This is a genomic window from Peribacillus sp. YIM B13477 (assembly GCF_042787955.1).
In the GTDB taxonomy this organism is placed as follows: Bacteria; Bacillota; Bacilli; order Bacillales; family DSM-1321; genus Peribacillus; species Peribacillus frigoritolerans.
The window spans coordinates 1276277-1292398 of sequence record NZ_JBHZPD010000001.1; the positions used below are offsets into that span (position 1 = coordinate 1276277).

16 protein-coding genes are annotated in these 16122 nt (G+C 39.0%); 2 read left to right on the forward strand and 14 right to left on the reverse strand.

Going from position 1 to position 16122, the window contains the following annotated elements; all coding sequences use genetic code 11:
• Nucleotides 1-5 precede the first annotated feature (5 nt).
• From ACFX4H_RS06170 to cdaS, 12 genes are all read right to left on the reverse strand, one after another.
• Nucleotides 6-998, reverse strand: coding sequence for a thiamine pyrophosphate-dependent dehydrogenase E1 component subunit alpha (locus ACFX4H_RS06170; RefSeq protein WP_377434535.1), 993 nt, complete (start codon nucleotides 996-998; stop codon nucleotides 6-8).
• A 334-nt stretch (nucleotides 999-1332) separates the two neighbouring features.
• Nucleotides 1333-1875 (reverse strand): NADPH-dependent FMN reductase, encoded by a 543-nt coding sequence (locus tag ACFX4H_RS06175; RefSeq protein ID WP_328143767.1) that lies wholly within the window; start codon nucleotides 1873-1875, stop codon nucleotides 1333-1335.
• A 73-nt stretch (nucleotides 1876-1948) separates the two neighbouring features.
• Complete coding sequence (locus ACFX4H_RS06180) at nucleotides 1949-2272, reverse strand: antibiotic biosynthesis monooxygenase family protein (protein ID WP_249597935.1); 324 nt, start codon at nucleotides 2270-2272, stop codon at nucleotides 1949-1951.
• Nucleotides 2273-2380: 108 nt separating this feature from the next.
• Entirely contained in the window at nucleotides 2381-2974 is a 594-nt protein-coding gene (locus ACFX4H_RS06185; RefSeq protein WP_377434540.1) for a TetR/AcrR family transcriptional regulator, read from the reverse strand.
• 549 nt (nucleotides 2975-3523) lie between these two features.
• Nucleotides 3524-5512 (reverse strand): acetoacetate--CoA ligase, encoded by a 1989-nt coding sequence (locus ACFX4H_RS06190; RefSeq protein ID WP_377434543.1) that lies wholly within the window; start codon nucleotides 5510-5512, stop codon nucleotides 3524-3526.
• 108 nt (nucleotides 5513-5620) lie between these two features.
• Entirely contained in the window at nucleotides 5621-6892 is a 1272-nt protein-coding gene (locus tag ACFX4H_RS06195; protein ID WP_377434545.1) for an ATP-binding protein, read from the reverse strand.
• 368 nt (nucleotides 6893-7260) lie between these two features.
• Nucleotides 7261-7593, reverse strand: a complete 333-nt coding sequence (locus ACFX4H_RS06200) for a (2Fe-2S) ferredoxin domain-containing protein (RefSeq protein WP_127776551.1) — start codon at nucleotides 7591-7593, stop codon at nucleotides 7261-7263.
• An 857-nt stretch (nucleotides 7594-8450) separates the two neighbouring features.
• The gene (locus ACFX4H_RS06205; RefSeq protein WP_098187607.1) at nucleotides 8451-9593 is read right to left on the reverse strand and encodes an acyl-CoA dehydrogenase family protein; all 1143 of its coding nucleotides are present in this window, start codon (nucleotides 9591-9593) and stop codon (nucleotides 8451-8453) included.
• 116 nt (nucleotides 9594-9709) lie between these two features.
• Nucleotides 9710-10957 (reverse strand): GTPase family protein, encoded by a 1248-nt coding sequence (locus ACFX4H_RS06210; RefSeq protein ID WP_377434549.1) that lies wholly within the window; start codon nucleotides 10955-10957, stop codon nucleotides 9710-9712.
• A 118-nt stretch (nucleotides 10958-11075) separates the two neighbouring features.
• Nucleotides 11076-11834, reverse strand: a complete 759-nt coding sequence (locus tag ACFX4H_RS06215; RefSeq protein WP_133346281.1) for a PadR family transcriptional regulator — start codon at nucleotides 11832-11834, stop codon at nucleotides 11076-11078.
• Nucleotides 11835-12057: 223 nt separating this feature from the next.
• Nucleotides 12058-12804, reverse strand: coding sequence for a type I methionyl aminopeptidase (gene map, locus ACFX4H_RS06220; RefSeq protein WP_034311980.1), 747 nt, complete (start codon nucleotides 12802-12804; stop codon nucleotides 12058-12060).
• A gap of 267 nt (nucleotides 12805-13071) precedes the next feature.
• The gene (cdaS, locus tag ACFX4H_RS06225) at nucleotides 13072-13698 is read right to left on the reverse strand and encodes a sporulation-specific diadenylate cyclase CdaS (RefSeq protein ID WP_377434552.1); all 627 of its coding nucleotides are present in this window, start codon (nucleotides 13696-13698) and stop codon (nucleotides 13072-13074) included.
• Nucleotides 13699-13965: 267 nt separating this feature from the next.
• On the opposite strand from cdaS, the gene ACFX4H_RS06230 reads away from it, so the two are divergent.
• Nucleotides 13966-14286 (forward strand): 2Fe-2S iron-sulfur cluster-binding protein, encoded by a 321-nt coding sequence (locus ACFX4H_RS06230; protein WP_048686384.1) that lies wholly within the window; start codon nucleotides 13966-13968, stop codon nucleotides 14284-14286.
• A 97-nt stretch (nucleotides 14287-14383) separates the two neighbouring features.
• Here the strand turns inward: ACFX4H_RS06230 and ACFX4H_RS06235 are convergent, their stop codons facing one another.
• Nucleotides 14384-14764, reverse strand: a complete 381-nt coding sequence (locus ACFX4H_RS06235; RefSeq protein WP_063591161.1) for a VOC family protein — start codon at nucleotides 14762-14764, stop codon at nucleotides 14384-14386.
• Nucleotides 14765-14960: 196 nt separating this feature from the next.
• Nucleotides 14961-15452, reverse strand: a complete 492-nt coding sequence (locus ACFX4H_RS06240; protein WP_241636059.1) for a hypothetical protein — start codon at nucleotides 15450-15452, stop codon at nucleotides 14961-14963.
• Between the two features lie 163 nt (nucleotides 15453-15615).
• Between ACFX4H_RS06240 and ACFX4H_RS06245 the strand changes: the two genes are divergently transcribed.
• Nucleotides 15616-16083: a DinB family protein gene (locus tag ACFX4H_RS06245; RefSeq protein ID WP_328137999.1), complete on the forward strand. Its 468-nt coding sequence runs from the start codon at nucleotides 15616-15618 to the stop codon at nucleotides 16081-16083.
• The last annotated feature ends 39 nt before the right edge of the window (nucleotides 16084-16122 follow it).

A 16122-nucleotide genomic window follows, 5' to 3' on the forward strand; every position in this document is an offset into this window, starting at 1 on the left:
ATGGTTTAATAAGATACATAAACATCGTTTAATAAATCGGACGCTTCTGGATATGGGCTATCTTCACTGAACTTAACTGCTTGTTTAATAGATTCCTCAACGGCATTCTCAAGAGAAACCAGTTCTTTTTCCGCCAGCAGATTCTGATTCAGTAAGTAATTCCTAAATAGGGCAATCGCATCTTTCTCTTGTTTATGTTCCTTTTTTTCTTGTTCCTTTTTATATTTCTGTGCATCTCCCTCGAAATGGCCATAATTACGATAAGTAACGCATTCGATCAATGATGGGCCTTCTCCCCTGCGAGCCCTCTGAATGGCTTCTTCAGCAGCCTTATACACGGCCAATACATCTTTCCCATCCACCCGGACACCCGGGATATTGTAGCTTATCGCCCGATCGGCTATCGTTTTACAGCTAGAAGCATAGTTGAAAGGCGTGGCTTCTCCATACCCATTATTTTCAGCGATGAAAATTACGGGCAGCTTCCAGATTGCCGCAAGATTTATCCCTTCATGGAATGTCCCATGATTATTGGCACCATCACCAAAAAAACATACACTAACGTGATCGGTCTTTTTATACTTGGCAGTTAATGCTGCACCACATGCGAGCGGAAAGCCTCCGCCGACTATCCCGTTTGCACCTAACATCCCCTTGTCCAAATCGGCAATATGCATCGAACCGCCTTTTCCTTTGCAAAGCCCAGTCACTTTCCCATAGATTTCAGCCATCATCCCGTTTAGGTCGCATTCTTTTGCAATACAGTGGCCATGGCCCCTGTGAGTGCTTGTAATGCTGTCCTTTTCGGATAGGTGGGCACATACACCAACAGCAACCGCTTCTTCCCCTGCATATAAATGGACAAACCCAGGTAAAATCCCTTTTGCAAAAGATTCATGAACTTGGTCTTCGAATTTTCTGATCTCCAGCATTTTCTTGTACATCCAATAAGCCTTGTCCTGTGATAACTTCATTTCATTCGATTGAACCGTTTCCATTTTTCAGCCCCCAATCAGTAATAGCGAGTCAATCTTATATAGTGCAATTGCCGTGCCAAAAAAGGAGGCGGTAAAATTAGGACTTTAACTATTTTCAGCAGAAACAAAACGAGACAAAATGAGATTGGTGTCTCGTTTTGTCTCGTTTTGTTTAAAATATACGATCCGCATTCACTTATAACTGAAGTTCAAAGATGGTTTGAATGTGGAAAGTAGCCTGCTTAAGCTTAAGGAATAAGCTCTTTATACACCTTTTATTTAGGCTTCAGTACTTACTAACATGAATTTTGTTAAATAGTTAGAGAGGAAGGACCTAGCTAGTAAACTATCAAGTTTAACGTAAATTTTTTAGTGCACCGCTCCATGCAATTGTTTGATCTAGCATTGCATGGACATTAACAAGGTGTAAATCAGCTGGTTTAAACGTTTTGAAGTTTTCAAAGTCTGTAAATAGCGATAATGTTGGATTTACACGAACGTCCGCAACTAGTAATTCCCCTAATATGCCACGCAAATGTTCGGCTGCACGGGCTCCGCCAGTTGAACCATAGCTTACGATGCCCGCAGCTTTGTTGTTCCATTCATCACGTGCGGAATCAAGTGCGTTTTTTAATGCCCCTGTAATGCTGTGATTATATTCTTGTACGATAAACACAAAACCATCCAAGCTAGAGAGTTTTTCTGACCAAGCTAATAATCCTGGTTCTTTACCAGTGCCTTCTCCAAAAAACGGCAATTTGAAATCTGCGATATCGACGATTTCATAAGTTGCATCTTCTCGTTTATCAGCTATTTCTTTAATCCAATTTCCCACTTGTGGACTTACGCGTCCTATTCGTGTGCTTCCTAAGATAATTCCAATCTTTAATTTTTCCAATGTTTTCTCCTCCTCGTAAAAACTTACTGGCCAATTAATTGTTTAAGAATATAACCTCATAAATTTGAGGGATTTACATATTTTCAATCTCTTCCACTAATGTGTAGTACCCACCTTCTGTATCTTCAATGAGATGGTTAATTTTGTTAAGATGTTCTCTGAATTCACTTTTTTCTAACCAATTTTTATGAAAATCAATACTCTCAAAGGTCGTTGCCATAATTGCCTTATCATTATCTACAGAACGATGCCAACGGCTGCTGATCCAACCGGGAACACCTTGTGATCCCTTCTTGAAATTGAGCAGTTCTTCAGCTTGGATAGCAACCAATTCATCTAGTTTGCCTGGTTTAGCTGTAAATACATTAATCCATACTATTGTATTACTTGATTTCATATTCATAATCTCCTGTCATTTAATCTATTTTTTTAGTACATTAAAAATTGGCATTTCTTTCATCACCATGGTGTGTCAGTACTGACTGTCATAATTCTTCATGAAAAACTAGGGAGTCAAAGCCCTAGTAAATGTTTGCACACTCTCCATGATAAATGCCTCCAGGGACACGGTTGGATAGTTCTCATCGGCATCCAGATTGTTCATAAAGGCACCAAAATTCATCATCATGAACGACAACGCCTGAAGCTCTGGGTCTGTGGGGATAAGCTTTCCTTTTTCATGCATCGTGTTAAAATAGTTTGTCAAAATTCCCAGTAACTGTCGGGGATGCTTTTGTGTTTTTTCTCGAAAACCAGGTAAATTGCCTTCCTCCTTGATACTTATCATAATCATTTTCCGGTTATGATTCATGATTTCATGATATGTTCGACTGATTAGTAGTAAATCTGAATGCAAATCCCACACGATTTGCTCTTCATTAAAAAGTTTGGTCATCTCTTCAGCATAATGATATCGGTCAAATGCCGTTTCTAAAAGATTTTGCTTGCTTCCAAACCGACGGAATAGTGTTTTTTCACTAAAACCTGCGGAACCAGCAATTTCCTGAGTAGAAACACCATTGTACCCTTTCTCTGCAATTAGATCGATTGCCGCCAACAGCAGCTTATCATCGGTACTAAGCTTATTACTGCTACTCATGCTCTCACTTCCTCCGAATAGACTGTCAGTACTTACTGACTTTCCATTTTATTCTATTCATCTGGTTATAAATTGTCAAGAAAATATTTCCAACAGCACATTTTATTTTTAAGATTGAACGGGAAAAGGTGCACTATACGTATGAGAGTCATGGATGGCATATGGCATAACCTTCTAAAATCAAAGACCAGTATCCAGAAATGGAGAAGTTGCTCGTTGGAGAATCATCTCTAAGTTCAATCAAGAGAAATTTAAAAAGACGGAGCTTTTTGCTCCTCCTCAGTTTGTAGACAAAAGGGGTCTATTTAAAAATTAAAACAAAGTTGATTGGAACGGAAGGTACGAGACTCCTGCGGGAAAAGCGAGTCCAGGGGAGACCCCACAGGCGCAATGGCGCCGAGGAGGCTCCCGGACCGCCCGCGGAAAGCGAGTGCCTTGAGTGGAAATCACCGTATAAATTACACAAAACACTAAAAAAACTGTAGACAAACTCGATATTCATCGAGATTGTCTACAGTTTGAGATGAAGCTTTTTGCTCCGCCTGAATTCTAGAATATTTTTTTCTCATTCAACTCGAGTGCCAATTTTTTAAAAAACTGAAGCGATTCTGGATTTCCCATGGAGTCTGCATTCACTACTTTATCAAACTCGAAACCTAATAACACTTTACGTATCGGGACTTCCATCTTCTTTCCGTTCAACGTTTTAGGAATTTGTCCAACGACATGGATTTGGTCAGGGATAAAGCGAGGGGATACATGCCCTCTTATTTGTTCCTTGATTTTTGCCGTCAATGCTGCATCCAGACTTTCCCCGGGCTTAAGGACTACGAACAACAGCAGTGAGGAACCGCGGCCTAGCACTTCCCTATCAATGACTAGGCTTTCCATCACCTCGTCTAACGCTTCGACGACCCGGTAGATATCGCTAGTTCCCATCCGTACACCAGAACGATTGATGGTCGAGTCGGAACGTCCATAAATGATACAGCTGCCCTTGTCGTCGATCTTTATCCAATCACCATGTTTCCATATGCCAGGATACGTATCGAAATAACTCTCATAGTATCTTGTCCCATCTTGATCATTCCAGAAGTATAGTGGCATGGACGGCATCGGTTTGGTAATGACCAATTCACCGACTTCATTAATCAATGTTTGACCATACTCATCAAAGGCTTCCGCACAAACACCCAATGCCCTTCCTTGTATCTCTCCGATCCTCACGGGCAATGTTGGAACACCCCCCACAAATCCGGCACATACATCGGTCCCGCCACTGGATGAACTGAGCCAGATATCCTTCTTGACATTTTCATACACCCATTTATAACCGTCTCCAGATAATGGAGCTCCAGTAGAAAAAAGAGCCCTCAATTTCGATAAATCATATTTCCCCAGGGGCTTGTTTCCTATCTTCATGGAATTCGTAAGGAATGGTGCACTTGTTCCAAAGAAAGTCATGCCTGTATCTTGCGCCAATTCCCAAAGAACATCCATATTCGGAAAAGAGGGACTGCCGTCATAAAGGACGATGGTCCCTTCATTAAGCAAACCACCCATAAGGAGATTCCACATCATCCAGCCTGTCGTCGTAAACCAGAATACGGTATCCTCGGAAGTCATGCCTTGATGGATTCTTGTTGATTTGAAATGCTCCAATAATATACCGCCATGCCCTTGTACAATCGGTTTTGGCATCCCGGTTGTACCTGATGAATAGAGAATCCAAAGCGGATGGTCGAACGGAACATTTTCAAAAGATAATTCTGCCTTTTCTTTTAATAGGTCATCCCAAGGAACTGTATCTGCCAGATTCACTTCCAAAATCTTTTTTTCTATGTAAGGAACCAGCACGGTATGCTTGACAGTGACCAATTCCTGCTTAAGCTGGGAGACGACCGATGTTTTATCATATACATTTCCATTGTACTGATATCCATCAACCGCCAGTAATACAACTGGTTCAATCTGTTTGAAACGATCTATGACGCTTCTTGCCCCAAAGTCAGGTGAACAACTGGACCAGATGGCACCTATGCTTGCTGTTGCCAAGAAGGCTATGACCGCTTCAGGTATGTTTGGCATATAGGCAACAACACGGTCACCGGATTTCACACCAAGTTTCCTTAATGAATGGGCGACAGATGCCACTTTTTCTTTCAGCTCTTTCCAGCTAACCTCTTGCTGCCTGATATGTTCGGAACGAAAAAAAATCGCCGTTTTCTCTTCTTGATCATTCAATAATGCATTTTCAGCATAATTAAGCCTTGCCCCCTCGAACCATTTCGCACCTGGCATAGATTGCTCCGCTAAAACCCTGTCATATTTCCTGCCGGCTTTTACATCACAATAATCCCAAATTGAAGCCCAAAATTGCTCCAGTTCATCTACCGACCATTTCCATAATTCATGATAGTCATGAAATGTTAAACCTTTCTTTTCTTTTAACCATTTCACATATTGAGTCAATACCGTTTGCTCGATTTGTTCCTTTGTCGGTTCCCAAATGATTTGTCCATCTGTAAGCGATTTCATGCAATCATCTCCCTTAGGTATCAAATGCGTCATTGAATCATTTCATAATATTGGTAGTTTACTTAAATTGTAATCTATGAGTTTCAAAACTGTCAATTTACACTAAACTCAATTAGGCTCGTATTTATGTATGGGCAGGTTAATGGAGAAACATGTCCCTTTCCCTTGTACACTTGACACATGTACCGTACCATCCATGCTTTTGATAACGCTATATGAAACCATCATGCCCAATCCCGTCCCTTTATTTTTTGTCGTGAAGTAAGGCTCACCTAAACGGTATATCTGTTCCTGTGTCATTCCAATTCCCTGATCTTGGATTTTAATTTGGATGGTGGAGGCAGCACGAATTAAATCTATGTATATTTCGCCAGCTTGGTCCATCGATTCTATGCCATTCTTTAGGATATTGAACAAGCACTGCTGGAATTTCTTCCTTTCCCCCATGATAGAATAAGCTCCATCTTCGATTAGTGATAACTTCAATTCTGTTCCATTATTGTTAGCGAGGGGTTTTATGCTGTTCACGACATGCTGAATTTCCTCCGATACCCTTAATCGCTCCTTGTTTTCAGGGCTCATGGAAGCAAATGTCAAATAATCATTAATGACATCCGTGGCCCGATCCAATTCCTTCAGTGCAATATTTGCATATCTGACCTTTGTATGGGAAGAAACGTCTTCGCTTAACATTTGTATATATCCCCTGGTAACTGTAAGGGGATTTCTGACTTCATGAGATATGCTTGCAGCCAGATGACTAACGATTTGCAATTTTTCCGCTTTCACTAATTTTTCGAGAACCTGAAAATTAGTGAGGATGACCTCCCATAGTAAGATTACAACAACAATTCCAATGACTTGGATCGTGAAGTATTGTTTCCATAGACTTATGCCGATAGTAAGTTCAAATACTACTGTTGAAATAAACTGCGTGAGAATATGTACAATGAAGATTAATGATATACCGATGAGAATTTTTTTACTGACAGAGAGTTTCAAATAGTATTTAGATAAAAAAAACAAGGAAACACCCACTAGTGGAAAAGTGATGCATGATATATAAAATCCATTATCCCCCCCTGATAAATAGCGGATAACAAGAGTGATGACTATCAATATGATTCCTAACCGATAGCCTCCATATAAACCGCCTAATAGAAAAGGGATCCATCTAAGATCCCAAACAAAATCCTCTTCTATAACAACGGGAAATAACATGCATAGAACAAGTGAAAGAATAGGGAAAATCGATAGGAAGGATCCTTTTAATGCATCTAAACGGTATACATACTTCACTAGATAGCTCATTTGCAATAAAAAGATCGGAAAAAGGATCAGTAAAAAGTTAATCAGTAAATCTTTGGTCATAAGATTCATTTTTACACCGAACTTTCGATATTTTTCGAAGATTTAGACAGGTATATCAATCATATCAAGATAGATAATGATAAGCTAGTGAAATTATTATGAGGAAATTAAAAGTTTCCTCTTCCGCCATCCGGGAAAGAATTTGAGGTAATGTTATATAAAAAATACCCGTTCTTAAAGAACGGGTATTTTTTTTCATATTGGTAAAACTTCCAAGAGAACAATTTTCAATTAGTATTAATGGGGAGATGTAAACTCTATTGATTAAATTATCGACTGATTGGTTAAAAATGATCAGTCCACTGAATATCGCAATTTTTTTTCAGAAAAGCGTCCTACAGAAACCCTTTTTAGATATAGAAGTGAGATGTTACAGTTCATTCACTCTTCTGGTTCTTGAATGTTTTCCCATCATGGTAATAAAGTTCAGAACCTAGATGAACATTGTCATTTTCTTTCAATTGACGAATAAGTTCTTTACTTTTTGTTTTATTCATTTCTTTATACCAGGTTCCTTGTGGATATAGAACAGCAATCGGACCATGCTTGCATTGCCCGTTGCATAATGTTTTTGTTGTGTGAATCTCCTTTTGTAGTTCTAAGTTTTTCAATTCCCCCCTAATCGTCTCTGTTACTTCTTCTGCTCCATTTTTCGTGCATGTTTTCCCGTTGCAAATTAATAGATGTTTGCTAACCCCATCTAAGTTCATATAAATTCCCCTTTTTTCTTATTATTTGACCTCTATAACGAATGGATAGCTATTGACTTTACCACAAAACTTAAATTCTCCTCAAATTTTTTATCAACCTCAAACTCTATCGGACTAACCTGATGACAAGGTTTCCGGGCTTACTATCAACAAACACATTATAAGAGTATTCAGGCAGTCGAATTTGAGAGTATAAACGCCATTTCCTTTTTCCACAGGATGTATGGAAACAATTAACGGCCAGATTAATAATAAACCATACCCAGGTAAAGTATATGTTACCCTAAAAGAAATCGTGCTACAATTCGCACGTTCTTTTTTTAATGTTATGGTACATGTCTGGATTAAATTCCACTTCAACGGTTCTTTTCTCTACACTACCTTCAAGCGTTTTATTGCACTTCCCATAAAACACAAAAAAGCCAAGCGCCGATTCAGAGATTTTCTAATACTATTTTCTCCCGTATTCCAGAAAAAAATATAGATTGTATAAGTGATATAGAGTTGGAATATGGATTAGCGGCACAAAATGAGAAAAATGAAGAAAAACTCTGTAGAGACTCATCTCCACAGAGCTTACTTCAAATCATCAGTTAGCTTTCAACTAGTGTGGCAGGGCACCTTCCCTTTGATTAGGTGTGAATAGTACTTTTCGTGCCTCTTTTTATTTTGCAATTGAATCCATGTAAATGTTTTGTTCTAGTTTTCCCCACACTCTAGAAGTCTTACATGTGTATGGAAAAATGACTACACCTAATCATGCCCTTAAAACGAAAACACAAATTAATGTTAGAAAAAGAACAGAAAAAACACTGAAACGATCATTTCAGTGCCATCAAAAAATATTTGAATAAGAATTAATAAAGAGCTGATTTTGCGAGCGTGGTGATTGTCGCATCATCCATCGGAGGATTATGGAGTCCTGCGCGTACATCCCTATAGTAGCGTTGCAGGGGATTGTTTCTTTGTAAACTTTTGGCTCCGACGACTCTCATCGCTTTATCGACGATGGAGATCGATTTGTTGACGACCGATAACTTAACTGCCCCCAATTGCTTCGATAATTCATCATGATCTTCCGGCTGCCGCACCCATTTTTCTGCGACAGAGTAAAGGAAATGGTGTGCTTCACCCAATTCCAGTTCCATCTCCCCAATTGTACGTTGCACATTCGGAAGGTCCCTGATTGGTCCTGGTAAGCTATTCGGAGAATAGGTTTTCGCAAATTCGACTGCGTAATTTCTGGCAGCCACTGCGATTCCCAAGTAGCAAGCCGGTATATGTAATAGCCACGCTTCAGGTTTTCTTTTTTCACCAGGATTGCTTTTCATGACATAATACTTTTCAGGCAGGCTGACATCATTTAACACCAGATCATGACTTCCTGTCCCCTGCATGGAAATCATATCCCAAGTTTCTTCTATACTTACACCCTTTACATCACGATGAACTAAAAATGTGCCAAGTCGCTCATCCTCGGGAACCCATGCCGTTACGAGAAAAATATCAAGGACGGGAGAGAGTGTAGTAAAAGTCTTTCTGCCATTCAAATTCCATTGATTACCCTTTTTGATCGCGATCGTTTCCGGTCGGCCTCCGCGCGTCGGACTCCCCGTTCCAGCCTCAGATGCTGCCGTATTGATTAGTGCACCTTTCGACACTTCATCATACAATTCTTTCATGACTCCTTTTTCCCAAGGTCTCTTCTCCGATAAGGAAAGTACCGTTCCGACATGCCAGCCTATTCCTAAGGCTGTTGGTCCGCAATATTGAGCTATTTTTTCTTGGCATAGGAGAAAATCATATAAGGAACCGCCATATCCCCCATGCTCTTTAGCTAATGTTAATTGGGGGTATCCGAATTCCTTTAACTCCTGAATGTTTTCATAAGGAAACCCCTTTGAATCATCAAGTGCCTCAGATCGGCCGGAAAACAACTGAATCGCGTCCTCTAATTTTTGTATATAGTCTTTTTGCTTCTGTGATTGAAAAAACGACATGAAGATCATCCCTCCTCTAGTAAACAAAAATCTTGAACCATCCAGCAGCAGATACAGAACTGCTAACTCCACTTTATCATATCACCTTAGTGTAGTTTATGGTTCGAATCTGCACATTAAGAGTCAATGTCTTCATTTTTATATTCTTTGTTCGCGTTCTTGTAAGCCTCCTTCGCCTGATCAATATTCTTGTTTTCTAGAAAGTAAGCTATCGCGGCTTGCCCGATTCCATAAGTGACGGCACCCGCTACCGCTCCGGAAACGACTAGACCAGCTCCTGGGATGAAACGGACTGCAGCCCTGACACCTTCCCTGACAAGGAGTCCGATGCCAACATTGATTCCTAACGCTGCAATGAATTCACTTGCCGTTTTCGTATTGATTTCTTTATCCGCGATAAAACCAATCACCACAATCATCAAACCCTGAATGCCGGTCAAAATGGGAAAATCGGCAAAAGGTATTGGCTCTGCACCGATTAGACCTGCGATTGCCGTAAACGTTCCCACTATCGTCCGCGCGAATTTCTTCTTAACGAATTGGCTCTGCATCGCTTTGGCTGTCTTCAGCTTCGCTTCACTGGGTAAGGCCTCAATTAAGTAATCAGAAAGCAAATCTATGTTCCAACGCATATCATATTCAATATTTCCGCTTTCATCAAAGTCAATATACGAACAAGTAGGAATAATGTTCAAAAGTGGTATTTCACTATCTTTAAATCGTTTTGACATCAAAGCGATGGCTTCATCAATATTCTTTTTTTTCTTAGGATTGGCATCAAAAGGTACTTGTTTATAATGTGGCGGATCTAATTCATCCACTTGTGTGACCACACAGAAGACAGGAACATCATAATGGTGATTCTCTTTAACGATCTTGCGCAGCTTATTCAATTCTTGTAAGTCTTCTTCAATACGTGAATCCGCTTCTTTTGCTTTAATCAAGAAAAGAAACACATCAGGCTGTTCTTCAGTCACCGCTTTTATCAATTCATCCAATGGTGTATCTTCCTCGAACTTTTCCGTAGGAGCTTCACTCTCACCCAGCCCGCGTGAGTCCAGCAAACGAATCTTGGGTTCGGCATCACTCGGGTACCATAACCATTTACCCTTACCCGTTCCAGATTTAACGGAACTGACATATTGCCGTTCCTGACCAAACATCGCATTGATCAGTGAGGATTTTCCAGACCCTCTTCTACCGACAAGAGCAATTCGCGGTTCCCTTGCATCAACAGTCATCGTTTTAAGCTTTAAGAGCTGGTCGAGCATTTTGGTCTTTTTCGATTGTGAAATTGGGAGCTTATCTACCTGGCCTTTAATGAAACTGAATATGCTTCCCATTTCATCTTGTTTTTCCGCCATCACTCATTCCCCCTTTATAAGAAGTGTATTAAGTAACATTTACCCTTGAACGATTCAATTTAAGCATGTAACTTTCATTCTACTTGCAAATTAAGGGGCTCCATTTTGGTCTAATCATTTAACTCTTTTCTTTTAAGAACATAACGACACTGGCCATGTATTTTTGAATTTCCTGGACTTGAAAGGCCGCAGAATCCGCAATCTGTTTGTAATGATGCTGTCCTTCATCGGTTATTCGTAAATACCGTTTAGTTCGTTTTTCACTTTCCCACCTGCCGACAAGTAGGCCGTTCTCTTCCATTTCATGAGATAAATCGTATAAATAGCCATTTGAAGCGATCCAACCGAACTGGTTTTTAAGCAGATCGCCAATTTCCCCCATATAAATGGGTTTCTTAGTGAAAGCGGCTTTTAAAGTTACATAACGGACAAGGTCCTTCACCGATATTATTTTCGAGAAATAAGACCTGTATTCTTCTGGAAGCTCATTTACAACCGGTGGGTTTTCACCAGATCCCCTTAAATCGAACATGAAGCGATCAATGACCTTTTTCACTTCGGAAAACCGTTCCAGGAAATTTTCTTGATACCATATGTAAAGCTCTTTGCCTTTTTCCGTTATTTGATAATAATTTCTTCCCTTATTCGTATATAATGATAAATGATTGGATTCGACTAGCGTATTCGATATTTTACATAAATAGTCATAGCTATGCACTTTTCCAGTGAACGTATTTTTCAGGTCCTGATGAATCGCCCTTGGATAATTCGCTTTTATCCTCAAAGAGTGAAGTAAGAAAATCGTTAAAAATTCGCGCTGGCTCAACCCCACGGTTTCTACCGTCGCAGACAGTTTCTCCCCTTTCTTCACAGTCATTCCCCCCTTAATACTGTATATAATTAAATATTTCTTCCTTCCCCTTATTATCCTGTGCTGCCACATAATAGTAAAGTTTTTAATGCCAAACTGCCTAGTACTAATTTTTTGGATTCGATCTATTGTGGGATAGGATAATTCTGAATATTCTGTCGAGGTTTATTGTGAAATAGTTTAAAACAAAAAAAGAAACGGCCTATGATAAGGCCGTTTCTTTTTTTGCTTACTGTTCCGTTAAAATGATCGGATCTTCTTTTGTAATGACGAGGGTATGTTCATATTGGGCGGAAAGCTTTCCATCTGCCGTTCTCGCCGTCCAGCCGTCTTGGTCCATTTTCATATGCCATGTTCCTGCATTCAGCATAGGCTCAATCGTGATGACCATGCCCTCTTTTAAACGGGCACCTTTACCTGGCTTACCATAATGTAGGACGGTAGGGTCCTCGTGCATGGTTTTGCCGATTCCGTGTCCTGTAAAATCGCGGACAACAGAAAACTTTTCACCTTCTGCATAAGACTGGATTGCATGCCCGATGTCCCCGAGACGATTTCCTGCCCGTGCAACTTCAATGCCTCTGTATAAAGCATTCTTGGTTACATCCATTAAGCGCCGAGCTTCTTCGGAAACTTCTCCGACTGCATATGTCCAAGCTGAATCCGCCAAACCGCCGTTAAGGTTCACCACCATATCAATCGTAACGATGTCTCCCTCTTTTAGGGCTTTCTTTTGCGGAAACCCGTGACAAATCACATCATTCACTGATGCACATGTTGCATATTTGTAGCCGTTATAGCCCTTTTGTTCAGGTGTAGCACCATGCTCTGCCAAGTACTTATCAACAAATTCTTCGATTTCCCAAGTCGTGATTCCCGGCTTTATCATTTTTGCAATTTCTCTATGCGTCGCAGCAAGAAGTTTGCCCGCTTCATGCATCAAATTTATTTCTCGTTCACTTTTAATGGTTATCATGTAAAATCCTCTTTCGTTTTATAACTTTTCTACTTGAGACTCCTTATTTATCATATGCCTTTTTTTATATAAAAAGCAACCAAAAACCCGGTAAAAATCACCGGGTTGATTAATTCATGAGATTTTCTGTAGCTTTAATTCTGATAAAAATAAGCTAAAAATCACAAAATGCTAAAGGATCCAGGGATTACTTATTTACGCGATTGAATATTCCAGCTGTGAATTACCAAGAACATAATCATCCTGTGACTTGTTTTCTTAATAGTTCTATATAGGCCCGTGTGTATTAATTGGGTACAGTTTCCCATTCAATGCAAATGAAACTCTTCCTGTTTCCTCTGATACTACCAATACAAGGGCATCACTCCGTTCAGATAAACCCAAAGCAGAGCGGTGGCGTGTTCCCAGTTTTTTTTCCCCGGTTGACCTGTCTGAAAGCGGAAGGACATTTGCTGCGGAAACAATCTGGTTTTGACTAACCAAAACGGCACCATCATGCAGTGGATTTCCTGGAAAAAAAATCGATTCCAATAAAGAATGGGTTAACTCCGCTCCTATTGAAATACCGGGTTGAATCAATGAATCAAGGGAATCTCCCCGTTGAATCACAATCAATCCGCCATGTCTCAAATTCGATAAATTTTGAACGCAAGTTGATAATTCGGGATATTTGTCCGTAAACGGTGACAAATAACAGTTTAAATAAAATGTTGCTGCTTTCATATCAATGTATATGAATTTATCCTTTATTTTCTCGAAATTCCCAAGAAGACAATAATTTTCATCACCCATTGCTTCTAAGTTATCCTGTAATGCCGATATTACTTGGCGTATCTCCTCTTTTAACGTTTGTTTCATTGGTGAAAAATTACAATGTCCATTATTCACAGGCATGCACCTCCCTTTAATTATTCGATTCTTTTTTTCAATGGATCTTAATTCCCACTAAAAGACCATGCTTATTTTCCCTAACTCTATTTATCCCTTTTTAACATTAATAATTATGAATGTACTTAAAGTTTGTCTTCACGATAATTAATTATTCATCTTTACTATCAATCAGCAGTGACTTCACATTTTTTTATGTCATATGGACATGGTAAGAGAATAGATATATTAATGACCTGTTGATAGATATCCTATAATAAGAGGTGGTATTAGATGCCTTATGTAACAGTATTTGACCAAGGAACATTTGAAGTTGAAATGGGAAAAAAATTAGTATTGGCATTGGAAGATAACGGGATAAATATTCTCCACCGATGCGGTGGGAAAGCTAAGTGTACAACTTGCAGAGTGGAAATATTGGCAGGTGATTTTTTGGAGGTCACACATAAAGAAAAAAAGGTCTTTGAGGAAAAAGGAATGGAAGATCATTTACGTTTATCTTGTCAAATTTACGTGAATGGAGACATAACAATTCGGCCGATCAAAACGGTTGAGAACTCTGGACTTCCTGCTGGGCCAAGGCCTGAAGACTAAATGTTTCATAAAGAATGTAGTTTGATCAAAAAACATCAAAACGACTAAAAATATTTTTTCTAGTCGTTTTGATGTTTTTTATCTTTAGCTAAATGATTTACTTCTTTTCCATGACCGCAAAGTAATTATCTTCATTATCAGCAAAATTGAAGACTCTTCCAGATGGCATATTTACAAGTTCTCCCACTTTGATATTCTTATCCGAAAAGTCTTTATATAATTCATCAAGATTATCCGAGTAAAACATTAATGAAGGTGTAGCAAGATTTAATTCAGGCTGCATTTTAGCAATGAATTCCTTATTATGCAGGATGATACTCGTTTGTGCTTCCTTTGTTGGTGCTATTTCAATCCATCTTAACCCTTGGCCGTTATCTTCTTCAGAAATTACGCTAAATCCGAATTTTTCCGTCCAAAATTTCAATGACTCATCTTGGTTATTAACGTATAACATAATTTGGCCGACTTTATTAATCATTGGCTTCTCTCCCTTTCTGCTGGTTCCGTTATTAATTGAATCATTTATGGATAAGCATCTGCTGGTTGGGAAAATATAACTGATTAAATCGTATAATAAATGAAAGATTTAATCAATATATACAAAAATTGAATTTTTCCTCTTTTGGGAAGGTTTTTGAAAACCAACACAATTGTTTAAGGGAAGCCGATATCTCTTACGACCTTTGCTTAATTGTTTCTTCTACATATTCCAAGAAATCTGTATGTGACGGATTCCCTTGCAGATGTTGAGCTACCACAGTCAATGGCATTATAACTCTATCTCTCTTTTTGGAGTAAAGAACCGTCTCTGTTTTAATGCCCCTATTCACTTCATCAAGTGCAGAAGAAAAATGATATACAGAATCATATTCATACCATTTATAATCCTGATTTATATTCCTTTTTATAACTTCTCCAATATACGCACCTATCCTTACCACAAAATTATCAAAATGATTCTTTAAAAGTTCCCTACCCATTTGAGTAGTGCTTAATCTTTTCGTATAAGCATCTATATAACGAATGCTTTCAATAGTAAAATCTAAATTTCTCTTTGTTAGGTTCTCTTGATCCCAAGTGTCATCTGACACATCCTGATACATTAATTTAGCAATGCCTTTTAAATCATTTTTTATTAATTTAGTTTTATTTAAGGAACCGAACATATGACATTTCCCCTTTTTACTTTATCTATTGGTTAATTATACATTAATGGAATTGCTCCATTGTTTATTAAAAAAGCTATGCATTCTTTATATTCAGGAATTTGCAGGACTTTTCGATTTTTCACAGAACTTTTATACAGAGTGTTGATCAAAGGAGAGTGAAATGGTGGTTCTTTCGAAAGAGGGTTTGTTAAATATATTGGAAGGCAACAGGAGATTGACGTTGCGGGTGGTTGAAGCTTTCCCTGAAAAGGAATTATTTCATTATACACCGGCCGGTAAGCTTCGCCCTTTCGCAGAGATGGTTAAAGAAGTCATGAACATTGAGACTGGATATATGCGTGGAATTGCACTGGGTATTTGGGAGTTTCCAGATTCCTTTGCCGTAATCTCCACCAAAGAAGAACTCGTATCAGCATGCGAAGCAGTAAGGGATGAGACGAGGAAATTGTGGGAGGAAATGACCGAGGAAACGCTTGATGTGGTTGAAAAAGATCCTTTTTTCGGTCCTTCACAAAGCCACTTTGATAGACTTCAATATGCCCTGGAAAATGAGATCCACCATAGGGGACAGGGTTATATTTATCTTAGAACCCTTGGAATTGAACCACCGGAATTTTTCGTAAGGTAATCATACATTAAGTAATAAATTGGGAGCAATGAAAAATAA